Source organism: Alishewanella sp. SMS8, assembly GCF_030737935.1.
Lineage (GTDB): Bacteria > Pseudomonadota > Gammaproteobacteria > Enterobacterales > Alteromonadaceae > Alishewanella > Alishewanella maricola.
Genome location: NZ_JAPJEA010000005.1, coordinates 62,583 through 86,801, shown reverse-complemented (window position 1 = coordinate 86,801; position 24,219 = coordinate 62,583). Strand labels below are relative to the sequence as shown.

Annotated in this window: 24 protein-coding genes; 9 read left to right on the top strand and 15 right to left on the bottom strand. The window is 46.0% G+C overall.

Going from position 1 to position 24,219, the window contains the following annotated elements:
* Nucleotides 1-55 precede the first annotated feature (55 nt).
* From ORJ01_RS14260 to deoA, 3 genes are read left to right on the top strand one after another with little or no spacing between them, the layout of a single operon-like run.
* The gene (locus ORJ01_RS14260; RefSeq protein WP_306178597.1) at nt 56-1,231 is read left to right on the top strand and encodes a sugar MFS transporter; all 1,176 of its coding nucleotides are present in this window, start codon (nt 56-58) and stop codon (nt 1,229-1,231) included.
* A gap of 54 nt (nt 1,232-1,285) precedes the next feature.
* The gene (locus ORJ01_RS14255; RefSeq protein WP_306178596.1) at nt 1,286-1,714 is read left to right on the top strand and encodes a cytidine deaminase; all 429 of its coding nucleotides are present in this window, start codon (nt 1,286-1,288) and stop codon (nt 1,712-1,714) included.
* A gap of 2 nt (nt 1,715-1,716) precedes the next feature.
* Nucleotides 1,717-3,027 (top strand): thymidine phosphorylase, encoded by a 1,311-nt coding sequence (deoA, locus tag ORJ01_RS14250; RefSeq protein WP_306178595.1) that lies wholly within the window; start codon nt 1,717-1,719, stop codon nt 3,025-3,027.
* Nucleotides 3,028-3,178: 151 nt separating this feature from the next.
* Here deoA and rho read toward each other — a convergent pair whose 3' ends face one another.
* A complete protein-coding gene (gene rho, locus ORJ01_RS14245) occupies nt 3,179-4,444 on the bottom strand; it encodes a transcription termination factor Rho (RefSeq protein WP_226751360.1) in 1,266 nt (421 codons plus the stop codon).
* A gap of 194 nt (nt 4,445-4,638) precedes the next feature.
* Nucleotides 4,639-4,965, bottom strand: coding sequence for a thioredoxin TrxA (gene trxA / locus ORJ01_RS14240; protein ID WP_226751359.1), 327 nt, complete (start codon nt 4,963-4,965; stop codon nt 4,639-4,641).
* Nucleotides 4,966-5,067: 102 nt separating this feature from the next.
* On the opposite strand from trxA, the gene rhlB reads away from it, so the two are divergent.
* A complete protein-coding gene (gene rhlB / locus ORJ01_RS14235; RefSeq protein ID WP_306178594.1) occupies nt 5,068-6,357 on the top strand; it encodes an ATP-dependent RNA helicase RhlB in 1,290 nt (429 codons plus the stop codon).
* Nucleotides 6,323-7,879 (top strand): guanosine-5'-triphosphate,3'-diphosphate diphosphatase, encoded by a 1,557-nt coding sequence (gppA, locus tag ORJ01_RS14230; protein ID WP_306178664.1) that lies wholly within the window; start codon nt 6,323-6,325, stop codon nt 7,877-7,879. Before rhlB ends, gppA begins: the two co-directional genes overlap by 35 nt.
* A 51-nt stretch (nt 7,880-7,930) precedes the next feature.
* On the opposite strand, the gene hemB is transcribed toward gppA, so the two are convergent.
* The 10 genes from hemB to ORJ01_RS14180 all read right to left on the bottom strand — a co-directional run bounded on the left by hemB (nt 7,931) and on the right by ORJ01_RS14180 (nt 15,796).
* Nucleotides 7,931-8,938, bottom strand: a complete 1,008-nt coding sequence (gene hemB / locus ORJ01_RS14225; protein WP_229586055.1) for a porphobilinogen synthase — start codon at nt 8,936-8,938, stop codon at nt 7,931-7,933.
* Nucleotides 8,928-9,728 (bottom strand): TatD family hydrolase, encoded by an 801-nt coding sequence (locus ORJ01_RS14220; RefSeq protein ID WP_306178592.1) that lies wholly within the window; start codon nt 9,726-9,728, stop codon nt 8,928-8,930. Before ORJ01_RS14220 ends, hemB begins: the two co-directional genes overlap by 11 nt.
* 2 nt (nt 9,729-9,730) lie before the next feature.
* The gene (locus ORJ01_RS14215) at nt 9,731-10,240 is read right to left on the bottom strand and encodes a hypothetical protein (RefSeq protein ID WP_306178591.1); all 510 of its coding nucleotides are present in this window, start codon (nt 10,238-10,240) and stop codon (nt 9,731-9,733) included.
* Nucleotides 10,237-11,001 carry a twin-arginine translocase subunit TatC gene (gene tatC, locus ORJ01_RS14210; RefSeq protein WP_226751354.1) on the bottom strand — a complete coding sequence of 255 codons (765 nt, stop codon included), beginning with the start codon at nt 10,999-11,001 and terminating at the stop codon, nt 10,237-10,239. Before tatC ends, ORJ01_RS14215 begins: the two co-directional genes overlap by 4 nt.
* Nucleotides 10,979-11,359, bottom strand: a complete 381-nt coding sequence (tatB, locus tag ORJ01_RS14205) for a Sec-independent protein translocase protein TatB (protein WP_226751353.1) — start codon at nt 11,357-11,359, stop codon at nt 10,979-10,981. The genes tatC and tatB overlap by 23 nt, the downstream gene beginning before the upstream one ends.
* 2 nt (nt 11,360-11,361) lie before the next feature.
* Entirely contained in the window at nt 11,362-11,616 is a 255-nt protein-coding gene (gene tatA, locus ORJ01_RS14200; RefSeq protein ID WP_226751352.1) for a twin-arginine translocase TatA/TatE family subunit, read from the bottom strand.
* Between the two features lie 41 nt (nt 11,617-11,657).
* A complete protein-coding gene (gene ubiB, locus ORJ01_RS14195; protein WP_306178588.1) occupies nt 11,658-13,286 on the bottom strand; it encodes a ubiquinone biosynthesis regulatory protein kinase UbiB in 1,629 nt (542 codons plus the stop codon).
* Complete coding sequence (locus tag ORJ01_RS14190) at nt 13,287-13,895, bottom strand: SCP2 domain-containing protein (protein WP_226751350.1); 609 nt, start codon at nt 13,893-13,895, stop codon at nt 13,287-13,289. It abuts the gene before it with no gap.
* Nucleotides 13,895-14,650 carry a bifunctional demethylmenaquinone methyltransferase/2-methoxy-6-polyprenyl-1,4-benzoquinol methylase UbiE gene (gene ubiE / locus ORJ01_RS14185; RefSeq protein ID WP_226751349.1) on the bottom strand — a complete coding sequence of 252 codons (756 nt, stop codon included), beginning with the start codon at nt 14,648-14,650 and terminating at the stop codon, nt 13,895-13,897. Before ubiE ends, ORJ01_RS14190 begins: the two co-directional genes overlap by 1 nt.
* Nucleotides 14,651-14,773: 123 nt before the next feature.
* Nucleotides 14,774-15,796: a GGDEF domain-containing protein gene (locus ORJ01_RS14180; RefSeq protein WP_226751348.1), complete on the bottom strand. Its 1,023-nt coding sequence runs from the start codon at nt 15,794-15,796 to the stop codon at nt 14,774-14,776.
* 258 nt (nt 15,797-16,054) lie between these two features.
* On the opposite strand from ORJ01_RS14180, the gene ORJ01_RS14175 reads away from it, so the two are divergent.
* Nucleotides 16,055-17,794, top strand: a complete 1,740-nt coding sequence (locus ORJ01_RS14175) for a DUF885 family protein (protein ID WP_306178587.1) — start codon at nt 16,055-16,057, stop codon at nt 17,792-17,794.
* Between the two features lie 90 nt (nt 17,795-17,884).
* Here the strand turns inward: ORJ01_RS14175 and ORJ01_RS14170 are convergent, their stop codons facing one another.
* Nucleotides 17,885-18,127: a hypothetical protein gene (locus ORJ01_RS14170; protein WP_226751347.1), complete on the bottom strand. Its 243-nt coding sequence runs from the start codon at nt 18,125-18,127 to the stop codon at nt 17,885-17,887.
* 42 nt (nt 18,128-18,169) lie between these two features.
* Entirely contained in the window at nt 18,170-18,628 is a 459-nt protein-coding gene (locus tag ORJ01_RS14165) for an EVE domain-containing protein (RefSeq protein ID WP_226751346.1), read from the bottom strand.
* Between the two features lie 62 nt (nt 18,629-18,690).
* Here ORJ01_RS14165 and tesB point away from each other — a divergent pair, with 62 nt between their 5' ends.
* Complete coding sequence (gene tesB, locus ORJ01_RS14160; protein WP_306178586.1) at nt 18,691-19,560, top strand: acyl-CoA thioesterase II; 870 nt, start codon at nt 18,691-18,693, stop codon at nt 19,558-19,560.
* Here tesB and plsB read toward each other — a convergent pair.
* A complete protein-coding gene (plsB, locus tag ORJ01_RS14155) occupies nt 19,557-22,058 on the bottom strand; it encodes a glycerol-3-phosphate 1-O-acyltransferase PlsB (RefSeq protein ID WP_306178585.1) in 2,502 nt (833 codons plus the stop codon). The genes tesB and plsB overlap by 4 nt on opposite strands.
* 80 nt (nt 22,059-22,138) lie before the next feature.
* Between plsB and lexA the strand changes: the two genes are divergently transcribed.
* Both lexA and coxB read left to right on the top strand, forming a co-directional pair.
* Nucleotides 22,139-22,759, top strand: coding sequence for a transcriptional repressor LexA (gene lexA, locus ORJ01_RS14150; protein WP_226751343.1), 621 nt, complete (start codon nt 22,139-22,141; stop codon nt 22,757-22,759).
* 386 nt (nt 22,760-23,145) lie between these two features.
* The gene (coxB, locus tag ORJ01_RS14145; protein WP_226751446.1) at nt 23,146-24,216 is read left to right on the top strand and encodes a cytochrome c oxidase subunit II; all 1,071 of its coding nucleotides are present in this window, start codon (nt 23,146-23,148) and stop codon (nt 24,214-24,216) included.
* Nucleotides 24,217-24,219 lie beyond the last annotated feature (3 nt).

Sequence of the window (24,219 nt, the reverse complement as noted above, 5' to 3'; positions counted from 1 at the left end):
AAGCAATTTTTTCGCTGATACCGAAGCTCCTTCGGTCAGCATTTTGGAGTAGGTTATGTCGCGTGCAGCGCCAACCGTAGTGATTTTTAGTGGTTTTTTTCTGTTAGGTAATTTGATCATTTTATGGGGCATTTTATTGCCTGATATGGCCAAAGACCTACAAATGTCGACCAGTATCAGTGGTCTATTTTTTAGTTTGTTGTCGATGGGTGCCATTTTTGGGGCGGTGATGGGCGGCAAATATGCGCAGCGTTTTCACTTTTTAAGGTTGTTTGCCAGCTTGGCGTTGGTTGAAACCTTGTTACTGTTATTGTTCTCATTTATTACAAGCTGGCAGTTATTACTGCCGCTCATCGTGTTAGTGGGCATGACTTACGCGGTCATGTTTACTGTGGGCCACACCTTGATCGCGAGATTGTTTGCGAATAAACGCGCCGCGATGATGGGGCTGATGGATTTTATGTTTAGTTTAGGGACCTTGGCCGCGCCCTTATGGGTCGTAGTGTTATTTTGGGTGCTAGACGACTGGCGCTGGCCGCTGCGTTTTATTGCGTTGGGTTTACTGCTATTAGGGTTTTACAGCTTATATGTCGCCAAGGTGCAGCCACAAATGGCCAGTAAGGCGGAGCACAAAGGCAGTAGTTTGTCTTATGTCAAAGTGCTGCGTCAGCCGTTATTTTTATTAATGTTTTTAGTGATGATTGGCTACGGCGCAGCCGAGTGGGGCCAAGGTAATTGGTTTGTCAGTTACGCAGCAGACGGTATTGGTATAGAAACCGAGCAAGCGCGATTATTACTTGCTTGGTTTACCGGTGGTATGGTGCTCAGCCGCTTGGGCTTCGCTTTATTACTCCGTTGGTGTAGCCCAGCGCAATTAATGTTGCTGTTAGCCTCGCTCGCACTGAGCGGTGCTTTGTTATTAAAACTCAGTGTTGGTTTGCCACAACTTACCGCAGGTAATGTATTACTGGGCTTAGGCATCGGCGGCTTATTTCCACTGATGTTGGCAACAGCGATGGATATAGATAGTGAGAATGGCCCCGTGTTATCGGGTATTGCCAGCATTGGCACTTCTGTGGGCTTTCAATTTGCGGGGTTAGCCACTGGGGTGTGGGCGCAGCAAGCGGGTATTTTACAAGCTTACTGGTTAGTACCTTTAGCTTGTGCGTGGTTATTGCTGATGATTCTGTTGTTCTGCCGTCGTTTAACGCCATTAACCGCAAGCGCTTGACCGCAGCGAAAAACCCAGCAAAACTATATGCCCATTAGTCACTGAGTTTTAGCTGTGAAGACAATTAATTGGGCCGCGTTAGAAGCGGCCGCAAAAGACGCCGCTGCGCAGGCATACGCCCCTTATAGTCAATTCCCTGTAGGCGTGGCTGTACTGGCCGAGAATGGCCACATCTTTGCTGGTTGTAACGTTGAAAATGCTTCTTACGGTGCAACGGTATGTGCAGAGCGCAATGCCATCGCCGCTGCCGTGTTAGCGGGGCATCGTAAATTACTGGCCGTTATGGTCTATACCCCACAAGAAAAGCTGACACCGCCTTGCGGTATGTGTCGTCAGGTGATTGCAGAATTTTTCCAACCAGACAGCCCTATTGCCAGTTGTAACCATTTAGGTCAACAGCAACATTGGGAACTGCAATACTTATTACCCGATGCCTTTACCCCTAACTATTTAGCTGCTAGTAACAAGATATCAAAGGATTAAGCATGGCGATCCCACAGGAAATTATTAAAACAAAACGGAATGGCCAAGTATTAACTGAGGCCGAGATTAAACAGTTCGTACAAGGTTTAACAGACGACAGCTTTAGCGATAGCCAAGCGGCTGCGCTGGCCATGGCCATTTATTTAAACGGTATGACGGTAGCCGAGACCGTATCCTTAACGTTAGCGATGCGCGATTCAGGCACGGTATTGAATTGGCAAGGTCAGTTAAATGGCCCGGTAGTTGATAAACACAGTACGGGTGGTGTGGGTGATAAAGTCACGCTCATGTTAGCTCCGATGGTCGCAGCCTGTGGTGCCTATATGCCAAGTATTGCCGGCCGCGGGTTGGGCCATACGGGGGGCACAGTAGACAAACTGGAAGCAATCCCAGGCTATAGCTGTACGCAATCACTGAACCGTATTCGCCAACTGTTACCTGAGTTAGGTTGCGTTATTGTTGGTCAAAGTAGTGAGCTCGCCCCTGCAGATCGTCGTTTGTATGGCATTCGTGATGTGACGGCCACGGTAGAATCTATACCACTGATTACCGCGTCTATTTTGTCGAAAAAGTTGTCTGAAGGCTTAGATGTGCTGGTGATGGACGTTAAAGTGGGCAATGGGGCCATTATGGCAACGGCGGATGATGCTGCTGCGCTGGCGAACAGCATTGTTAACACTGCAACCGGTGCAGGTGTCGCTACCCGCGCGTTAATTACTGATATGAATCAAATCTTAGGGGCTACTGCGGGTAATGCGTTAGAAGTGATGGAAACGCTGGATTATTTAACCGGTAAATACCGTGAGCCAAGATTACATCAATTAACCTTAGAACTCGGTGCGAATATGCTGGTTCTAGGCAAGGTGTATGCCGATAAAGCCGCTGCAGTAGCTGCGTTAGAGCACAGCCTGAGTTCGGGTAAAGCGGCAGAGATTTTTGCGAAGATGGTCAGTGCCATGGGTGGCCCCGCAGACTTGTTTGAAAAGCCTGCGCAATATTTAGCGGCAGCACCAGTGAATTTAGTGATCGAGTCACCTCAAGCAGGAGAACTGCACTATGCCAACACCGTTGGTTTAGGCATGGCCGTTGTAAGATTGGGTGGAGGGCGTTCGCATCCTGCACAGAAAATTGATCCTGCGGTTGGCTTTAGTCAGATTGTAAGTGCGGGAAATCAAGTCAGTATAGGGCAACCTTTAGCCACCGTGCATGCGGCAACCACGGCTGCAGCCGAGATGGCAAAAGCAGAGTTTTTAGCTGCGTGTCGTTTTGACCTTACCGCGGTAGCACCGTTAGTACATCAAGTGATTGGTTAACGGGAGTGACGGTTTGCTATTGAGATTTTTTAAGCGGTGTTTTTACGCACGAAACGAGTAGTGCATAACGCGCTATGCGGTTCGTTTTGTTAAATGCGGCATGCAGTAATAAAAAACCGGCTTGCGCCGGTTTTTTTATTAACAACTCAACTTAAGACTTTTGACGTTTCATCGCATCAAAGAATTCGTCGTTTGTTTTAGTCATTAACAATTTATCGATAAGGAATTCCATACAATCGGTTTCATCCATGGGATGTAAGATTTTCCGCAGGATCCACATTTTTTGTAGTTCTTCTGGTGACGCCAGTAATTCTTCACGGCGCGTACCTGAACGGTTAAAGTCGATAGCAGGGAACACACGGCGCTCAGCGATTTTCCGCGATAAGTGCAGTTCCATGTTACCGGTACCTTTAAATTCTTCGTAGATAACCTCGTCCATTTTAGAACCGGTATCCACTAAGGCTGTGGCGATAATGGTTAAACTGCCGCCTTCCTCAACGTTACGTGCCGCACCAAAGAAACGCTTTGGTTTGTGCAAGGCGTTTGCATCCACACCACCGGTTAATACCTTGCCTGAGCTAGGGATCACGGTGTTGTAAGCGCGAGCTAAACGCGTAATCGAGTCAAGCAGGATGATCACGTCTTTCTTGTGTTCAACCAAGCGCTTGGCTTTTTCGATAACCATTTCAGCAACTTGTACGTGACGGCTAGCCGGTTCATCAAAGGTAGATGCAATTACTTCCCCTTTCACTAAACGCTGCATCTCGGTGACTTCTTCTGGGCGTTCGTCGATTAACAACACCATCAGTACACAATCAGGATGATTGGCGGCGATAGATTGGGCGATGTTTTGCAACAGAATGGTTTTACCGGCTTTTGGTGGCGCGACAATTAACCCGCGCTGCCCTTTACCGATAGGTGAGGCTAAGTCTAGGACACGTGCCGTGATATCTTCGCGGCTACCGTTACCCCGTTCCATGCGTAAACGTGAGTTCGCATGCAGCGGCGTTAAGTTTTCGAATAAGATTTTGTTACGAGCATGCTCAGGTTTGCCGAAGTTAACTTCGCTGACTTTTAGCAGGGCGAAGTATCGCTCACCTTCTTTAGGTGGCCGAATTAAACCGGAAATGCTGTCACCCGTACGCAAGTTAAAGCGGCGGATCTGGCTAGGCGAGACATAGATATCGTCTGGGCCAGCTAGGTACGAGCTGTCAGAGGAACGAAGGAAACCAAAGCCATCCTGTAAGATTTCTAAGCAACCATCACCGTAAATTTCTTCACCGTTTTTGGCATGGGATTTAAGGATGGCGAAAATGATATCTTGTTTGCGCAGACGAGCCATGTTCTCTTGGCCCATAGACTCAGCTAACTCAACCAGCTCGCTAATTGGCTTCAGTTTCAGTTCTGTTAAATGCATATTTGATGGGTTCTTGTTGGTGGAAACAGATTAAATGCTTATCAATTCGATAAATATGGGATAGAAGTTGGTTTATTCGACAGACAAGCGTGGTTCAGGGTGTTTGCTACTGCACACAATAGCAGCTGCGATAACGTCCGTCCAGCGGACAATAGAAAAAAGGCGTATAAAAAATACGCCTTTTTAGCACATCGTTAGATATTGCTGTCTAAAAACTGCTTTAATTGCGTTTTTGACAGGGCACCTACTTTAGTAGCGGCAACTTGACCATTCTTGAATAACAGTAAGGTTGGAATGCCACGAATACCAAATTTTGGTGGTGTGTTCGGGTTTTGGTCGATGTTGACCTTGGCCACTGCAACTTTGCCCGCATATTCAGATGCGACATCATCCAGGATTGGCGCGATCATTTTACATGGGCCACACCATTCCGCCCAGAAATCAACCAGTACTGGCGTTTCTGCTTTTAATACATCAGCTTCAAAGCTGTCGTCAGAAACCTGTAAAATATGTTCGCTCATCTATTTCTCCGTTCATGCTGTGCAGTTACACTGCAAAAAATATATTATCAATTTAATCGCGGCTGTTTCTTATTGCAAGCGTAACAGTTATGCTAGGTAGATATGAATAAAACACACTTAACATCGCATAAATTCGCCGATTTCGGATTGGCACCACAGGTTCTTGACGCTCTTGCAGCGCAAGGTTATGACTATTGTACGCCAATTCAGGCACAATGTTTACCCCTAGCGCTTGCTGGGAAAGACATTGCAGGTCAAGCACAGACGGGTACGGGTAAAACACTCGCTTTCCTTACTGCGACCTTCCATCATCTGCTTACGCATGAACCCAAGGGTTCAGGTCAACCTCGCGCCATCATAATGGCTCCTACGCGAGAGTTGGCAGTTCAGATCCATAATGATGCCGTTATGCTAGCGCAAAAATCGAATCTGCGCCTTGGCTTGATTTATGGGGGCGAGGGTTACGATTCTCAACGCCAATTGTTAGAACAAGGCGTAGATATTTTGATCGGCACTACCGGTCGCTTAATTGATTATTTAAAACAAGGCTTATTTGAGCTGTCACAAATTCAAGTGGTGGTGTTAGATGAAGCTGATCGCATGTTCGATCTGGGCTTTATCAAAGATATCCGCTTTATGTTTAATCGTATGCCGCCAGTCACTGAGCGGTTAAGTTTACTTTTTTCAGCTACTTTGTCTTACAAGGTACAAGAACTGGCCTTTGAAAAAATGAATCAGCCAGTGCATATCCATATCGCACCAGAAGAAATGACCGGCAGCCGGATCAGTGAAGAGCTGTTTTATCCAGCACATGAGCACAAAATGGCTTTGTTGCTGACGTTATTAGAAGAAGAATGGCCAGATAAAGCCATTGTTTTTGCGAATACTAAGCACGCCTGTGAAGACGTGTATCATTGGTTAGATGCTGATGGTCACCGCGTCGGTTTACTGACTGGCGATGTTATTCAGAAGAAACGTTTAAAAATTCTCGACGATTTTACAACCGGTAAGTTAGATATTTTAGTTGCCACCGATGTGGCTGCGCGTGGTTTGCATATTCCGATGGTAAGTCATGTATTTAACTATGACTTACCCGATGATTGCGAAGATTATGTGCATCGTATTGGTCGAACCGGCCGTGCGGGTGAAAGTGGTAAAGCGATCAGTTTTGCATGTGAGCGTTATGCCCTAAACTTAACCGCGATCGAAGATTATATTCGGCATCCGGTACCTGTTACCCAGTATGATGCTGATGCCTTGTTAACTGATGTTACACCACCGAAGCCACGTGTTAGACGCCGTCCAGCACAAGCACGAAGTGGTGCAGGTAACCGCGGTAATAGTGGACGCCCGAGTAATGGCACAAGATCTCCTCGCAGCCGCCCTAGATAATCACTCCCTCGACAGCGATCACGCTGCCTCGATACGCTCACCGCATAGTGATATTTATGCGGTGATTGATCTCGGCTCCAACAGTTTTCATATGTTGATGGTCAAAGTGGTTGGCGGTTCTGTGCAAGTTATTGGCCGGGTTAAACGCAAAGTACGTTTGGCTGCGGGTTTAAATGACAACTTAGTCCTCAGCCACAAAGCCATGAAACGTGGTTGGGAGTGTTTGGCGTTATTTGCAGAGCGCTTGCAAGATATTCCGGCTGAAAATATTCGCATCGTCGGCACTGCCACCTTACGTTTAGCCCAAAACGTCAAAGTGTTTTTGCAAGAAGCAGAAGCGATCCTTGGCCAACAGGTGCAAGTGATTAGCGGTGAAGACGAAGCGCGCATTATTTACTTAGGTGTTGCACATACCTCCAATAGCGACAGCAACCGCTTGGTGATCGATATTGGCGGTGCCAGTACCGAGGTCGTCATTGGCCAGGGTTTTACACCGACTTTACTATCTAGCCTGAATATGGGCTGCGTAACCTACCTTGAGCGTTATTTTACAGACCAACAATTAAGCGAAGATAATTTCTCGGCGGCGATTCAAGCGGCTGAAACGGAGATCGTTAAGATCCGTGAGTCTTTTCTTAATGAAGGTTGGCAAATTGCGGTGGGGGCGTCAGGCACCGTGCAAGCCATGCAAGAAATCTTGGTGGCACAGGGCAAAGACGAAGTGATTACACTGCGCCGTTTAGAAGACATTATGCAGCAAGCCATGGCGTGTGGTCCGGTTGAGCAATTAAGTATCTTAGGTTTAGCGCAAGAACGTAAACAAGTGTTTGCCTCTGGTTTAGCGATTTTGATTGCGCTGTTTCGGCAGCTACAAATTAGTGGCATGACCTTATCCGGTGGCGCTTTACGCGAAGGCGTGCTGTATAGCATGTTGCCGGGCCTGCAAGACAGTAATGTGCGTAATCGTACAGTAAACAGCTTGATGGTACGTTACTTTATTGACCAGCAACATGCCGAGCGGGTTGCCGAGATGGCGACGGAGTTGGCTGGGCAATTACAAAGCCGTTGGGATCTGCAAAAGTTTGAAGGGCACAGTATGCTTCGTTCTGGTGCCTTATTGCATGAGCTGGGCTTACTGATTGAATATAAAAATCACCATCACCACGGTGCTTATATTATCAATCATTCTGACTTGCCCGGGTTTACCCGTGCGCAACAGCAGTTAGTGATGGCTTTGGTGTATAACCATCGTGCTGATATTGCACGGGAAGTGATCGCCAGACAAACTATGACCTCGGTGTTATTAACCGTGCGTTTAACGCGGATCTTACGTTTAGCGGTAATTATGTCGATGCGGCGTCGGTTGGAGGCTTTACCGCAGGTAACGATTAGCGCTAAGGCAGAAACCCTGACCTTAACGATGCCAGCGGGTTGGCTAGAGCAGCATCCGTTAATGCGTGCCGAGTTAGAACAAGAAGTACAATATCAGCAACAAGCGGGTTGGGAATTAATTATCAATTAAGTCTGCTTGCCGCCATTGCTAAAAGCAAGGCAGCAAGCATCCTCTTGTCGCTTAACCGTTTTGTTTTAACCAGATCGCGACCTTCTTCGCAAAATACGTCAAAATGCCATCTGCGCCTGCCCGTTTAAAGGCTAATAACGACTCCATAACCACCGGTTGCTCTGCAAGCCAGCCATTTTGAATAGCGGCCATATGCATGGCGTATTCACCACTAACCTGGTAGGCAAAAGTTGGCACGCCAAACTCGTCTTTCACGCGACGGACAATATCCAGATACGGCATACCTGGCTTTACCATGACCATATCCGCACCTTCTTCCAGGTCCATGGCCACTTCGTGCAGGGCTTCATTGCTGTTTGCCGGATCCATCTGGTAATTCTTTTTATTGCCGCCTTTTAGGTTGCCAGCTGAGCCAACCGCATCGCGGAACGGGCCATAATAGCTGGAGGCATATTTAGCAGAGTAAGCCATGATGCGGGTATTCACATAACCGGCTTCTTCTAATGCTTCGCGGATCGCCCCAATTCGACCATCCATCATATCAGAGGGCGCCACCACATCGGCACCGGCTGCGGCATGCGACAATGCCTGTTTTACCAATGCTGCGGTGGTAATGTCGTTTTGCACGTAACCCTTTTCATCAATAATGCCGTCTTGGCCATGCGTGGTAAAAGGATCTAATGCCACATCGGTAATGATGCCCAATTCGGGTGTATGTTCTTTTAATAACTGAACTGCGCGCTGCGCTAAACCATCGGGGTTCCACGCTTCCTCAGCGGTTAATGATTTATTGGCGGCTGGGGTGACTGGGAACAGCGCGATAGCAGGGATCCCCAGTGCGACTAATGCTTTGGCTTCTTCGAGTAGCAAATCCAGTGTAAGCCGTTCTATGCCGGGCATTGAGGCAATGGCTTCGCGTTTATTAACACCGTCGATAATGAACATCGGATAAATCAGGTCGTTCACTGTTAGCTGATTTTCTGCCATTAAACGTCGGCTAAAATCATGCTCACGCATACGGCGTAAACGGCTAGCAGGAAAAAAACGGTTAGTGTGCATCAATAATATCCTCAACGGGTAATTGCAATAAACGACAGCTATTTTGGTAACTCTGCTCGGCGACTTGCGCTAAGCTTTGCCCCGTTAAACGCGCAACTTCGGCGCCAATAGCAGGCAATAAAGCGGGCGTATTATGCCGAGGGCGCGGCCTGATAGTTCGGGGGGTTAAATAGGGTGCGTCGGTTTCTAAGATTAAACGATCGGCCGGTAAATATTGAATAGCTTGTTGTAAGGCTTGGCCTCGGCGCTCGTCACATAACCAACCGGTAATACCAATATAAAGTCCAAGCTCAAGGTAGGCTTTCAGTTGGTTAGTATCGCCCGTAAAACAATGGGCAATGCCACCGCGAAGCGGGGGTTGTTCTTTTAGCATGGCTATTTGCGTAGCAAAGGCATCGCGTTCGTGCAGATACACGGGTAATTGATACTGCTTAGCCAGCGTGAGCTGTTCGGCAAAGACCTGTTGTTGTTGGTCGCGTGGTGAAAAATTGCGATTAAAGTCTAAGCCACATTCGCCTATCGCCAATACATGGTTTGCTTGCAGCTGCAGGGCAAGTTGTTGCAGCCAGTCTGCCCCGACGTTGGCCGCTTGGTGCGGGTGCACGCCAGCAGTACTGTAACAACCGGTATGTTGCTGGCAAAAGCTGAGATTTTTCTGGCTTTCGGCTAAGTCGCTACTAATTAATAAACAATCAGTGACACCCGCGGCATTTGCTGCAGCGATAATGGCGCTTTCTTGGGCCGCGAATTGGGCACTAAAAAGATTAAGCCCACAGTCAAACCAGCGCATGATTAGTCAATGCGTCTTACTTTAAGCGTACGGTTGTTTTTATCATTGGCTAGATAAAACGATCCGACCGCGCCACGCTTAATATGATGTGCCTCACCTACACTGATGGGATAAAAAGCAGAATGAGTTTGACGCCACACTTGGTCATTCTCAAATTCCACAATGACCTCTTTACGCAAGCTATAGCTGACTTTTCGCACGATAGAAGTGATTTGCTCAATATTATCCACGGCTTGCTTACGTTCGTGACCAAATTGGCTTTCTATCGTTTTAAGATCAACTTCGGCTGCAACCTCAGGCTTAGTTTGCACGACTTCTGCAGGTGCAAGTGTCGGTGCTGAAGTACTTAACGTATTGGTCGATGTATTAATGGCATCATAACAGGCCAAGCGTTGCGCTGTTTGCGTTAGCGTGCGGCACTGTTCAAGTGCATTCGCAAGGGGGCTTTGTGCCATGCTGAACGGGCTGAAACACAGCAATAAACTGCTAGTTGTTAACAAGCGTTTGATCATGGTTGTTGCTCCTCAGTGTTGTCTGCTGCACTGTTATCGGCTTTAGGCTCATAAAAGCGGCTAAGCCACAGGCCCACTTCAAATAGCATCCACATTGGAATAGCCAATAACGTTTGTGATAACACATCTGGTGGGGTTAATAGCATGCCGAGAATAAAGGCCCCGACAATAATGTAAGGCCGTTTTTCTGCCAAGGTGGCACGGCTAACGCTACCACTCCATACCAGTAATAGAATGGCGATAGGAATTTCAAAGGACAAACCAAAAGCAAAAAACAGCTTCAGAACAAAGTCTAGGTAACTGGTAATGTCAGTGGCAATGGTTACACCTTCTGGCGCGACGCTAGTGAAAAAGGCAAAAACCAATGGGAAAACAATAAAATAAGCGAAAGCGATGCCACCATAAAATAACAAGGTACTGCTCGCCACTAACGGCGCCATTAAGCGTTTTTCCCGGCTGTATAGCGCTGGGGCAATAAACTGCCACACTTGCAGTAAAATATAGGGAATCGCTAAACAAATAGAGACCATAAAGGTTAATTTAAACGGCGCAAAGAAAGGCGCAGCCACATCGGTGGCAATCATGCTGGTACCTTCTGGTAGCACCGCCAGCAAGGGTTTGGCTAGTAAAGCGTAGATGTCGCGTGCAAAATAAGCCAAACAAAGGAATACCAGTAATACTGCAATAACAGAGCGCAGTATTCTATTGCGTAATTCAATTAAATGACCAAGAAGGCTATTAGGATCCGGTTTTGTTTTCATCTTTTACGACAGTCTCACTGGAAGTAGGGGTGAGGTCTTTGCCAAGTTGTTGAGTTAAGTTGTTCAATGACATTTGGGCATTGGATGGTCTTACCGAATTTGCCGCTTCAGTTAATTCTTTGATGGCTGCTTTTTCATCATCACTAAGATTAAGTAAGTTTTTAGCTTCAGCATCTTTAAGTTTTTGATGTAATTCGTGTATCCGTAGGTTGTCGCTGAGTTCGGCTTGCATTTGTTGGCCAAACTGCTTCACGCTACGCACTGTTTTCATGGTACTGCGGATAGCACCTGGTAAACGTTCTGGCCCAAGCACGAGTAACGCTACTATGGCAATGACGAGGAGTTCCCAAAAGCCCATAGTTAGTGTTTATCTTTCTCAGAGTTAACAGACTGTGTAGAAGTTGACTCAGTTGCACCATGCGATTTCTCAGCAAGTTGCTCTGGTTTTTTAAAGCTTTCGTCTGTTTCGTCGTCGGCTTTTTCATCTTTTACTGAGTTACGAAACCCTTTGATAGCAGCGCCAAGATCATTGCCTATGCTGCCTAGACGTTTCGTGCCAAACAATAACACCACGATGACTAAGACAATTAATAATTGCCAAATACTGATACCCATGTTGCACTCCTCATCGATGCTAAAACTATGTTATGCGCTGGCTAAGCCAAAAGGGCTTTAATTACAAAGAAGGCGGCGAACAGCCCCAGTGTGGTAGAAAGCCAAGTGTTCCCTTGATTGAACGTTATACTAGCACTAATCACGCTGGCTGCAGCAAGAATAGCGTTAATTATTTGCCGTTTGCTTTGTTGTTGCTGCAGTTGCAGTTGTTGTAGTTGCAATAACAAGGCTTGCTGATGTTGTGGGCCTTGCTGCAAATAGCGATGAAATAATTCCGGCATTTGCGGCATCTTCTCAGCCCAAAACGGCAGGTTTTCTTTTACTTGGCGCCAAATAGCCGGTAAACCGACTTGTTGTTTTACCCAATTCTCTAAAAAGGGTTTCGCTGTTTTCCACAGATCCAGTTGCGGATATAGCTGGCGACCTAGCCCTTCGATATAAAGCAAGGTTTTTTGTAAAAGAACCAGTTGCGGCTGCACCTGCATTTCAAAGCGTCGCGCGGTATTAAATAAATTGAGCAGGACTTGGCCAAAGGAAATTTCGGCCAACGGTTTTTGAAAGATCGGTTCACACACGGTACGGATTGCGCTTTCAAACTCTTCTACTTTGGTATGAGCCGGTACCCAGCCCGAATCCAGATGAAGCTGTGCCACTTTGCGATAATCACGGTTAAAAAAGGCGACAAAGTTTTCAGCTAAATAGCGTTTATCTTCAGCATTTAAGGTGCCCACGATGCCACAGTCGATGCCGATGTACAGTGGGTTCTCGGGGTGTTCACGCGAGACAAAGATATTACCTGGATGCATATCGGCATGGAAAAAACTGTCGCGAAACACCTGCGTAAAAAAGACTTCTACACCGCGTTTGGCCAGCAATTCCATGTCGGTGCCTTGTGCTTGCAGCGCCGGTATATCTGAAACCGGAATACCGTAAATACGTTCCATCACCATGACATTGTTGCGACAGTGATCAGCGTAAACCAAAGGAATATACAGCGAATCTGAGCCTTCGAAATTACGTTTTAATTGAATGGCGTTGGCGGCTTCACGTTGTAAATCTAATTCATCTAAAATGGTTTTGCGGTATTCCGCGACGACTTCGCGTGGTCGCAAACGTTTGCCGTCAGGTAAAAACCGTGCTGCAATTTGCGCTAAGCTATCCATTAGCGCTAAATCAGCCAAAATTTGTTTACGAATACCGGGGCGGATCACTTTGATTACAACGTCTGCGACACGGCCATCGTCTTGGCGCAATTGCGCGGTATGCACTTGGGCGATTGAGGCTGAGGCTAAAGGTGTCACGTCAAAATCGGCAAATAAATCACTGATGTGGTTTAACCCCAGTGCTTGTTCGATCAGTTGCTGTGCTTCCTCTCCAGGAAAGGGCGCCACTTTATCCTGCAAAATACTTAATTCATCCACCAAGGCTGCGGGAAGCAGGTCACGGCGAGTTGAGAGCATTTGGCCAAATTTAATCCACACCGGCCCTAAACTTTGCAAGGCTAAACGCAATCTGGCGCCCACGGCGTGTTCTGGATAACGATTACGTAACCAAAAGGCACAACGACGGAATAAACGCGCGTACCAAGGTTGCCAGTGTTTTGGCAGTAGTTCGTCCAGACCGTATTGCAGCATGGTTTTTTGGATCTGGTAAAAACGACTTATCCGCACCTAAAGCTCCTGGTATTGTTTTAACTGGCGACGTAACATTTCTAATCGTGCCTGTAGCTCGCTAAGTTCTTGGGTAAATTGATCTGCTTCTAAACGGGTTGGGCTGAGCCGCAGTTCATCTTGAACCAACTCCAGTTGTAATTGGCTGAGTAATTTTACTTTTTCTTGCAAATAGGCTTGTAACTGGCTCAAGGTAATACTGATTTTATGTGCTGCGGCATCACCGATATAGCCCGATAAAGCGTGCTGCCAATCGGGATTTAATTGCTGTAAAAAATAAGAAAATTGCTGGGCAACTTGTAAATCACCATCAATGTCTAGAGCATCACTTTTAATCAATTTAGTGAGCTGGCTGGGATCACGCAGCTGGCGTAAGGTCGCTAAATTTGTGGAGATTTTACAATCAGTAGCCTCGTTATGCATATTAATCAGTAACGAGTCATGACTTGCGCTGACCACTAAGGTTAAGTTTAAGTCGCGTAAACAAAAAGACAGCTGCTTGCCTTGCAGACGCTGTAAAGCAGGCTTACAAGCAGGATCCATCGCAATTAACTTACGGCTGAGTTTTTCAGCAATGGCACAAAGTAATTGCGGTAGTAAGGGTAACATTAGAATTTATACCCGCGGTGTAACGCTACAATACCGCCGGTTAAGTTTTCGTAGGTGACTTCGGCAAAGCCCGCAGCGCTCATCATGGCTTTTAAGGTGTCTTGGTCAGGGTGCATACGGATAGATTCTGCCAGATACTGATAGCTTTCTTTATCATTCGCAATTAATTGCCCCATAAAGGGCAATAAGCGGAACGAATATAAGTCGTATGCCTTGCTTAACCATTCATGGCTAGGCTTAGAGAACTCCAGTACCAATAAGCGCCCCCCCGGCTTTAATACGCGAAAGATGGAACGTAAGGCAGCGTCTTTGTCGGTGACATTGCGTAAACCAAAGCCGATAGAAACGATATCAAAGCTGTTATCGGCAAAGGGCAGGGCTTCTGCATTCGCTTGCACATATTCAATATTATTGACCAAGCCCAAATCACGTAATTTATCACGGCCAACATTGAGCATCGATTCATTGATATCGGCTAATACTACCTTGCCAGTGGTGCCGACGCGTTTTGAGAAAAGTGCGGTAATGTCACCTGTTCCCCCGGCTAAATCAAGGACTTGCTGGCCAGGGCGCACACCACTACAATCAATGGTAAAGCGTTTCCACAACCGATGAATGCCCAGTGACATGACATCATTCATAATATCGTACTTGGCAGCTACCGAATGAAACACATCCGCAACCATGGCAACCTTTTGTTCTGCCGGTACCGATTTAAAGCCAAAATGTGTCGTGTTGTTGTTGGAATCGCTCATAACAGTGCCTGATTTAAATACTAGACTGTTAGTGTAAAAGATTACTGCAGCCGAGCCAACAGGCGTAACTGCAGAACAGGGGAAAATTCGGTAGTCAAGTCAACGACTGCCGTAAACGGCAACTTAGGCAAATGCTAGCATGCTTTCACTGGCAACTTGATTACGCCCACGCTGTTTAGCGAGCAGCATGATGCTGTCAGTACGTGCTAAGAACTGATACCAGTTTTCTGATGATTGATACAGGGCGACACCAAGAGAAATGGTGATTTTAGGCAAACTCTTTTTGTCTTTTGCAGAAATAAAACGGAGTTTTTCTACGCCTTTACGCACTTGTTCGGCAATTTCATTAGCAGTGCGTAAATCAACATCGGGTAGTAATAACAAGAATTGTTCGCCACCAGAACGAACAGGTAGGCCGCTTTCTTGCACATAACTGCGCACTTTAGTTGCCACTTTAGACAATATTATGTCGCCAATAAGATGACCATAATCCCGATTAAAGCGGCTGAAATGGTCTAAGTCGACCGCGATGGCCGCAATTTGTCGATCAGGCTGTTCACTAAGCCATAAATCAACTTGGCTTTGCATCGCTACGCGGTTATACAAGCCGGTTAAGGGGTCTTGTAAACGCTGTTGCTTGATTTGCTCAAGTTCATTGCGTAGTTGGTGGCTTTGTTGATTGGCACTTACCAGCTGTTGATTTAGCTGTTGCTGTTGTTTGCGGTAAGTCAGGGTAACTTGCTTTAACTCTGCTAATGCCGGTGGCATTGGCATGGCATCTTGTTCAAGTTTAAACACGGTATGATCAAGCTGATCAATAAAATCTTCAGTGGCTTCAGCCGCTAAGTCGGTATAACCAGACAGGCGCGTGACCATACCAGAAACATCTTGCAGTAACTGCTCTTGTTGTTGTTGTTCGGGAAGCAAATGACGGTTGTATAACTCCGCCATAATAAAATCATCAAAGCGGGCTTTTGCAGCCAGTTTTTCTTCAATTGCTTGGCACAACGCGTTGTTGTTACCACTGATATACTCATACCCAACCGTGTAGTTTGTCGGATGAGCCGCCAGCTGGTTATGTTTCAGAAAAGCAACGACTTGAGCGGCTTTATCCGTGGCTTGCTGCATCGTATCTTTATACTTCATAGCACGACTTAGAGCTCCGTTAACGGTAAGCTGTTAATTTACAAAACCATAGTACGTGATATAACGTCAGTGGCAACAGGTTTTATGGATAATTTGTTATATTCAGTGAATAAATCCCAAAGCTGATACGGAATTTAAAATTCCATTACTTAATTCTCTCGATAAACATCAGTAATACTGCGTTTCGTAGGGCTGCTATCTGAGAATAAAGCCGCTACAATCAAGAATGAGCGATTAAAACAGGGTGTGTTTATGCTAATGACAATAAAAAGAGTGGCAGGCGTATTAACCGCATTAGCCTTGCTGAGTGGTTGTGCTTCAAAAGCGCCCGCACCAGCAGCCTTAAGTTTTGAAGAGGTGGCAAATACCATTTGGTTGGCGGAAAGAGCTCTTCAAACTGCCGCACCAGGGCAGTTAATGGATATGTCTGCTGAAGCCATGAGCTTGCGGCAAAATCAGCGTTTAGCATTACAGCAACGTTTATTGGCGATTGACAGCTCGCAGTTAACTGAACAAGAGCAAATTGACCATGCCATTTTGGCTTATCGTTTAGCTGATGAAATTGACCAGTATCGTTTTAATGCCCATCTGATGCCGCTGACATCTGAATCCGGTTTTCATACTGCTTTAGCATTTAGCTTGCAGCGTACTGCCATCAAAGACATTAACGATATCGAGCAGTACTTACAGAAGTTAGCAGCGGTACCCCAGTATATGTCGCAGCAAATTAGCTGGATGCGTCAAGGTTTAAGTCAGGGTATTACTCAACCTAAGGCCGTGCTGGCGGGATACGAGCAAAGTATTAGCTCTTATATTGTGACAAATATAGAACAAAGCGTATTTTTTCAGCCTTTATTGCAAAAGCCGGCGGCTGTAACCGATATGCAATGGCAGCAGTATCAACAACAAGCCAAAAATGTGATCAGATCAGAAGTGAATACGGCTTTTCAAGCGTTTTATCAGTTTATGATTGATGAGTATCTGCCTGGGGCGCGGGATGATATTGCCGCAAGCAACTTGCCCGATGGTAAGGCGTTTTATCAAAATCGTTTAGAGCATTACACAACGTTAAAATTAACACCTGAACAGGTGCATGCTACCGGTGTGGCTGAAGTAAAACGTATTCGAGCTGAAATGCAGCAAGTGATTAATAGCTTGGGATTTGACGGCAGTTTTGCTGACTTTGTTCAGTTTTTACGCACCGATCCACAATTTTATCCGCAATCAGCAGACGAACTGCTGCGTTACGCCGCGTATTTGTCAAAACGCGCCGATGCGCAATTACCGCGTTTTTTCAAGCTATTGCCGCGGACACCTTATGGTGTGGTAGAAGTCCCTGCTGAAATTGCTCCTAAATACACAACCGGTCGTTATTCGGGAGCAACGCGTGATGATCAAGCGGGTTTTTACTGGGTTAATACCTATGCGTTAAATCGGCGGCCATTATATGAAATGGAAGCGTTAACGCTGCATGAAGCGGTGCCGGGCCATCATTTACAAATTTCCTTGGCCAGAGAGCAAGCAACACTGGCTGATTATCGTCGTTCATTTTACACCTCAGCTTTTGGTGAAGGCTGGGGCTTATACGCGGAGTACTTAGGTATTGAGATGGGTTTTTATCAGGATCCCTATAGTAACTTTGGCCGCTTAACTTATGAAATGTGGCGCGCCGCCAGATTAGTTGTGGATACCGGTATGCACAGTTTAGGTTGGAGTCGGCAACAGGCTATCGATTTCTTAGCACAAAATACGGCACTGTCGTTACATAATGTGCAAACCGAGATTGACCGTTACATCAGTTGGCCAGGGCAGGCTCTGTCGTATAAGTTGGGTGAGCTAACCATTAAACGTTTGCGACAAGAGGCCGAGCAGAAACTGGCTGAGCGTTTTGATATTCGAGAGTTTCATCAGGTGGTATTAGGTAATGGCAGTGTGCCATTAGCGGTGTTAGAGCAACAAGTTCGGCGTTATATTGCTCAAAAACTGGCTACAGAGTAGATAAATCAGTCTAAATAAGTATGCCGGCAAGTGCCGGCATACTTATTTTAAACCTGAAGCGAAGCTGTAATAAGCAGCAGGCAAACAAATTTAATGACGTAAGACAATATTGGGTGCGGTATCTATTTCACCATGATGATCAATGGCTGCCAGCTTGCCATCAAAATCAAGCACCGCAATTTTTCCAAATGCCATATTCCTAACAAACTGTAATTGGTAACCATACCGCTGCAGTTCAGAAACAGCAAATTTCTGAGCTAAGCTAAGTTGTTGCCAAAAATAATCAATGTCCCTATTAATCCGGCGCCTTTCTTGTGACTGAGTTGCAAACATACTGGGCTCCAAGATGGTTAAGATCGATTAATCTGCACTGCATTACTGTAAATCAAGTAATGATTGCCACTGTTCTTTAGATAACGGCATGACAGATAAACGATTTCCTCGTTGGGTTAACGAGTGATTTTTCATCATAACTGAGCTTTTGATTTTGTCCAACCTGACCACTTGCGAGAATCGTGTCAAATATCGCAAATCCACGGCGGTCCATCGCGGTTGCTCAGTTGTTGCTGTTTTATCATAGTATGGGCTGTCAGTTTGAAACTGACTGGGATCAGCGTAAGCCGCCCGGACAACTTCTACTATTCCTGCCAAACCTATAACGCGGCAACTGGAATGATAGATCAGCACTTGGTCGCCAATTTTTACGGCATCTCGTAAAAAGTTACGTGCCTGATAATTGCGCACACCCTCCCAAACAATAGCTTGTTCTGGGGCATTAGCAAAGTCATCAATGCTACATTCGGCCGGTTCTGTTTTAAAAATCCAATAGTTCATTTTGCCAGTCTCCATGAATTACGGCAGAATAACAGGACTTTTATCATGGAACAGGCCGGAATATGAGTCAGGTATTAGCAAATCTATTGTCTTTACTGAAGCTAGAAAGCATTGAGTTAGGGTTATATCGTGGCCAAAGTCAAGATTTAGGCTTCAAAGCGGTGTTTGGTGGCCAAGTAATGGGGCAGGCATTATCTGCGGCGAAAGAAACCTTACCTGAAGAGCGCAAAATCCATTCGTTTCACTCTTATTTTTTAAGACCCGGTGATGCCAGCAAACCGATTGTCTATGAAGTAGAAAACATCCGCGATGGTAAGAGTTTTAGCACCAGACGGATCAGCGCTATTCAATTTGGCAAACCCATTTTTTATATGACCGCGTCGTTTCAAACCGGTGAAGTGGGTTTTGAGCATCAAATTGCCATGCCCGAAGTACCGGCACCGGAAGAATTAGTTTCTGATTTAGACTTTTATCAGCAACATGCGACACAAATTCCAGAGAAGTTACGCAGTAAATTTATCTGCGAAAAACCGATTGAAATGCGACCTGTCGATTTTCAAAACCCTTTTTCGCCACAAGTGAGTGCCGCTAAGCGTTTTGTTTGGTTTAAAGCTAATGGCAATATGCCGGATGATTTACGCGTGCATAAATATCTCTTAGCTTATGCCTCTGACTTTAATTTTTTACCCACGGCACTGCAACCGCATGGTCGCTCATTTTTAGCGCCAAACATGCAAGTGGCCACGATTGATCATGCCATGTGGTTTCACCATGATTTCCGCTTTGATGACTGGTTGTTATATGCAGTAGATAGCCCTGCGGCATCAGGCGGCCGTGGTTTGGTGCACGGCCACTTCTTTACGCGTGAGGGCCGCCTTGTAGCAACCACCATTCAACAGGGCGTTATTCGCGAGTATGCCAGTGCTGATTAAGCCCGACATTCTTTCGGCATAATGCTATTAATACTTTGCAGTACGTCACTGCGAAGCAGCACATTCACGGTTTGAGATAGGGTGCTAAGCTCTGCCGTGGCACATACTCGGTTGTCTTGATCCAACTGAGTATAGCCTGCCTGTTTTAGTGCCTGACTTAACGTGGCGAATAAGTTTTTATCGTAGTATTCCGGCGCATTAATACCGTGTAGTGTTAGCAAGCGTTGCGCCAACTGATGGCTTTGCTGCTCTAAATCTGCACGATCTAATGGGCCATGCGCGCGCAATAAATTAAAGACCACAGCATAACGCTGTAAAGTATGCTCGGCATTATGTGCGAGCAGCTCCAGCATCACATATTCGCGACTGTGTTGAGAGGGCGCACGATAATACTCATCATCTAACCGGACTAAACCCTGATGCATAAATTGTTGCAAGATGGTTTTTACGTAGTTGCCTACCGAGGGTACGTACAAAAATAATTCCTGGCGCAGCAAACTATACAATTGTTCGGCAATACGAATTAGCTGGCTTTGGCTCGTTTGTTGTTGATGTAAAACGGCTGAGGCTAAGATGGCTGGGATAATAAATAAATGCAGAATATTATTGCGATAATAGCTCATCAATACGGTATTAGCTGGCGTTAAGCTGATGACATCACCGAAACTATCCCGACTGACTTGGATTTTTTTCATCTGCAGGGCATGATCAATCATGTCTGCGGCAGACATATGCGGCAGTGTCACCAAGGTATGATAGGGCGCGCCTTGCTGGAGTTGCAGGTAGCAGTCAAGTTGCTGGATCAGCTCTTGCCGACTAATGGCTTGTTTATCGCTGGCTAATAGCGCCAGTGACAGCAAATTAATGCTATTCAGTGCCGCGGCCTGATTGATATGTCGCATAATTTGCTCAGACAATTTAGCCACCAGCGGGTTCAGCCACTGCGGTTTAGGCGCTTCAAGAGAATTAATCTCGCTTTTCCAATCCGGTATTTGCTGCGTTAAATAGTGATTGAGTGAAATGGGTTCGCCAAAATTAACATAGCCAAAGCCATAATCGCGTAAATTACGGATCGCCTTAAGTACACCACCAACCGATTCCTTTTTCTTGCCAGAGCCCTGCAATTCACTGAGGTAAGTGTTTACTTCCATGACATGCTCATAACCCAGATAAACCGGCACTAAAGTAACGGGGCGATCGATGCCACGCAGCATTGATTGTAGGGTCATCGCCAGCATGCCGGTTTTAGGGTTTAATAAACGTCCCGTGCGACTACGGCCACCTTCGGTGTAGTACTTCACCGCATAACCTTTCATAAACAGCAAGCTTAAATATTCGCGAAAAACGGTTGAATACAACTTATTGCCACTGAAACTGCGTCGAATAAAAAATGCCCCGCCACGACGAAAAATCGTGCCTGCAGGCCAGAAATTTAAGTTAATGCCTGCGGCGATATGCGGTGGCACTAACCCCTGATGATAAATAATATAACTGAGTAGCAAGTAATCCATATGACTTCGATGGCAAGGTACATAAACAATTTCATGTCCTTTTTGCGCCAGATCGCGCAAAGTGTCGACATTATTGACCTTAATGCCAGCATAAAGCTTTTGCCATAACCATGTCAGAATACGATCACCAAAACGTAAAGTTGACGTGCGGTAATCGGCTGCAATCTCTTGCAGTAATTTGCGAGCTTCTTGTCGCGCTGCGGCGTAATCTCCATTGCGGTTAGCCGCTTCATCGGCGATGGCTTTTTTAACCGCAGGCGTGGCTAATAGCGCATTAAATAACTGACTGCGGTTCATCAGTTTTGGCCCTGTTGCTGCCAGTCTCTGTCGATAAAAGTGGATCCGTGACATGCGCAGCAGTTTTCTGGCAGTGCTGGCTTCAGCGCCAAATTGTCCAGCCATTTGTTGTAGATCTACTGGTTTACTTAAGCGCACCAGCGTGTGTCGACCTGAGATAAATACAATCAGTAACTTAGCTAACCAGTTAGGTGAATGTGCTTCCCCCAGTAACCATTTAATACTGTCTTCCTTACCTGGTGCACGACCCCATAAGATCGAGATCGGCATCAGCTGTGCCTGTAATTTGGGGTTGGCTAAATGAGCCGCGAGTAATGTTTGTCCTTGCTTTAATGCACGGGTATCGCTGCGGCCACCAATGATTTGGTGAGGTTTTTCGAGAAATAAGATGCGTGATAATTTCTGCCCCCGCAGTTCGACATGGCTAAGCGGATCGGGCAAGGCTAGTTGCTGGCAAACGCGACGCAGCGTGGCGACATCACTGGCTGATTCGGTGTGGCATATATAAAATAATGGCCGTTCTTTATTAACTCCCAGTTGTTGTAGGGGGTTATCAGGAACGATTTTGAATTTAACGAGTAGGCGAATAGGCCATTTTAATAATAAGGTCAGTAACGACAAGCTTGAGAACATAATGATACCGAGCAAACTGAACAGTGCTAAGAATACCACAGCTGCGTAAGCTGGCAAATTCAGCTGCAGAACAACGCTTGGCATTTCGAAAAAGGCTGTATATACTGACAGTACTTACTGTATAGGTAGCCAGCATTATGAGACCATTAACGCCTCGTCAGGCCGAAATTCTGCAATTAATCAAAGATTACCAACAAGAAACCGGAATGCCACCCACGCGTGCCGAGATTGCGCTGCGTTTAGGTTTTAAATCTGCCAATGCAGCGGAAGAACATCTCAAAGCCTTAGCTAAAAAGGGGGTACTGGAAATGATGCCCGGTACCTCGCGAGGGATCCGTTTATTGGAAGACGATTCCGCTCCCGAGCAATTGGGTTTGCCTTTGGTGGGCAAAGTTGCCGCTGGTCAGCCTATTTTAGCCGCTGAGCATGTACAAAATCATTATCAAATTGATGCGCATTTATTTAAACCCCATGCTGACTTTTTACTTCGGGTACAAGGTATGAGTATGCAAGATATCGGCATCCTCGATGGCGATCTGTTAGCCGTGCATAAAACAACTCAAGCAGAACATGGCCAAGTGATTGTCGCCCGTGTCGATGATGAAGTAACGGTAAAGCGTTTTCAGCGGCAAGGACATGAAGTTTTATTGCTTCCTGAGAATCCAGATTTTGAGGTGATTAAAATCGATTTACGTGAACAGCAATTTGCCGTTGAAGGCCTTGCTGTAGGTGTGATCCGTAACGGCAGTTGGCTATAAAATAGTCGCTGTTCAACAAGTTAATTTATAATTGCACTGGTATGACCTCTGGGTTTTATCGGTGCTTTTGCATTTTAGGGGTTTACATAACGCTCATACTGGACAATTCTTAAGCGGTAACTGTTCAAAAAATAATTAAAGTTAACAGTTGCTGGTTTCAGCGCTTGCTTCGAAATCACAAAAAATAATAAAAATAAGAAATTGCGAAACTTACCACATAGATTCGGTCAGGATAGGTTTACATAAAAGCCGTGTAGTTCTGTGTTCTTGGTTTCTGCAGTTTGCAATGCAAATGACAGAGGAGAAGTACAGTGACAAACACGCGTTGTCTGGTTTGGTCGCTGCCGACCCTATTTTTTGCCGCATCGGCAAATGCATCAACATCTATGCCTTTGAATATGACCAAAGGCGCTACGGAGATCAGTCAGCAGGTTTATCAACTGCATATGACCATCTTCTGGATTTGTTGTGCTATCGGTGCAGTGGTGTTTGGGATTATGTTTGTATCCATGATCCTTCACCGCAAAGCAAGAGGGGTGCAGCCGGCTTCATTTCATGAAAGTACCAAGGTTGAAATTCTGTGGACGGCCATTCCGGTCGTTATTCTTGTTGTGATGGCATTTCCCGCCACGACCACCCTATTGGCGATGGATGACACCTCTGCTGCCGATGTGACCGTGCAAATTACCGGTTCGCAGTGGAAATGGCATTATAAATACCTTGAACACGATGTTGAGTACTTTTCATTATTAGCGACACCCAGAGAGCAAGTGGCCAATAAACTGGCCAAGGGTGAAAACTATCTATTAGAGGTCGATCGGCCTTTAGTGATTCCTGTTGGGAAAAAAATTCGCTTCTTAATGACCTCAGATGATGTGATTCACTCGTGGTGGGTACCTGCATTTGCCATTAAAAAAGATGCGAACCCTGGCTTTATTAACGAAGCATGGACTCGGGTAGACGAGCCTGGCACTTATCGTGGGCAATGTACTGAGTTATGCGGTAAAGACCATGGCTTTATGCCAATCGTGGTGATCGCCAAAAGCGAAGAAGATTATTTAGCGTGGATCCAGCAAGAAGAAACGCGGATCGCCGGTGAAAAAGCCGCCGAACAAGAATTACTTGCCATGAATATGAGCATGGCAGAGTTAATGAGTACCGGTGAAAAAATCTATCAAGGTTGGTGCGTCGCCTGTCATCAGGCTACTGGCATGGGGTTACCTGGTATTTTCCCTGCGTTAAAAGGCAGCGAGTTAATCCTTAACGATCGCAACGGCCATATTAATGTGTTGGTTAATGGTCGCCCGGGTACCGCGATGCAGGCATTTGGTAAGCAACTCAGCTTAAAAGAATTAGCAGCGGTCATCACCTATACCCGTAATGCTTTTGATAATAATACCGGTGATACCGTGCAGGCTGCCGATGTGTTCGCTGTCCAGCAAGGCAAGGGAGAATAACCG

Excerpts from the sequence above, each read along its gene's own strand:
- tatC (WP_226751354.1), bottom strand. The coding sequence starts at position 11,001 with ATGAAAACAAAACCGGATCCTAATAGCCTTCTTGGTCATTTAATTGAA.
- ORJ01_RS14215 (WP_306178591.1), bottom strand. The coding sequence starts at position 10,240 with ATGATCAAACGCTTGTTAACAACTAGCAGTTTATTGCTGTGTTTCAGC.
- ORJ01_RS14170 (WP_226751347.1), bottom strand. The coding sequence starts at position 18,127 with ATGTTTGCAACTCAGTCACAAGAAAGGCGCCGGATTAATAGGGACATT.
- lexA (WP_226751343.1), top strand. The coding sequence starts at position 22,139 with ATGAGACCATTAACGCCTCGTCAGGCCGAAATTCTGCAATTAATCAAA.
- ORJ01_RS14260 (WP_306178597.1), top strand. The coding sequence starts at position 56 with ATGTCGCGTGCAGCGCCAACCGTAGTGATTTTTAGTGGTTTTTTTCTG.
- hemB (WP_229586055.1), bottom strand. The coding sequence starts at position 8,938 with ATGCACACTAACCGTTTTTTTCCTGCTAGCCGTTTACGCCGTATGCGT.
- rho (WP_226751360.1), bottom strand. The coding sequence starts at position 4,444 with ATGCATTTAACAGAACTGAAACTGAAGCCAATTAGCGAGCTGGTTGAG.
- ORJ01_RS14165 (WP_226751346.1), bottom strand. The coding sequence starts at position 18,628 with ATGAACTATTGGATTTTTAAAACAGAACCGGCCGAATGTAGCATTGAT.
- tesB (WP_306178586.1), top strand. The coding sequence starts at position 18,691 with ATGAGTCAGGTATTAGCAAATCTATTGTCTTTACTGAAGCTAGAAAGC.
- gppA (WP_306178664.1), top strand. The coding sequence starts at position 6,323 with ATGGCACAAGATCTCCTCGCAGCCGCCCTAGATAATCACTCCCTCGAC.
- ORJ01_RS14175 (WP_306178587.1), top strand. The coding sequence starts at position 16,055 with ATGACAATAAAAAGAGTGGCAGGCGTATTAACCGCATTAGCCTTGCTG.
- ubiE (WP_226751349.1), bottom strand. The coding sequence starts at position 14,650 with ATGAGCGATTCCAACAACAACACGACACATTTTGGCTTTAAATCGGTA.
- tatA (WP_226751352.1), bottom strand. The coding sequence starts at position 11,616 with ATGGGTATCAGTATTTGGCAATTATTAATTGTCTTAGTCATCGTGGTG.
- ORJ01_RS14220 (WP_306178592.1), bottom strand. The coding sequence starts at position 9,728 with ATGCGCTGGTTTGACTGTGGGCTTAATCTTTTTAGTGCCCAATTCGCG.
- ORJ01_RS14190 (WP_226751350.1), bottom strand. The coding sequence starts at position 13,895 with ATGTTACCCTTACTACCGCAATTACTTTGTGCCATTGCTGAAAAACTC.
- coxB (WP_226751446.1), top strand. The coding sequence starts at position 23,146 with ATGCCTTTGAATATGACCAAAGGCGCTACGGAGATCAGTCAGCAGGTT.
- ORJ01_RS14180 (WP_226751348.1), bottom strand. The coding sequence starts at position 15,796 with ATGAAGTATAAAGATACGATGCAGCAAGCCACGGATAAAGCCGCTCAA.
- rhlB (WP_306178594.1), top strand. The coding sequence starts at position 5,068 with ATGAATAAAACACACTTAACATCGCATAAATTCGCCGATTTCGGATTG.
- trxA (WP_226751359.1), bottom strand. The coding sequence starts at position 4,965 with ATGAGCGAACATATTTTACAGGTTTCTGACGACAGCTTTGAAGCTGAT.
- tatB (WP_226751353.1), bottom strand. The coding sequence starts at position 11,359 with ATGGGCTTTTGGGAACTCCTCGTCATTGCCATAGTAGCGTTACTCGTG.
- deoA (WP_306178595.1), top strand. The coding sequence starts at position 1,717 with ATGGCGATCCCACAGGAAATTATTAAAACAAAACGGAATGGCCAAGTA.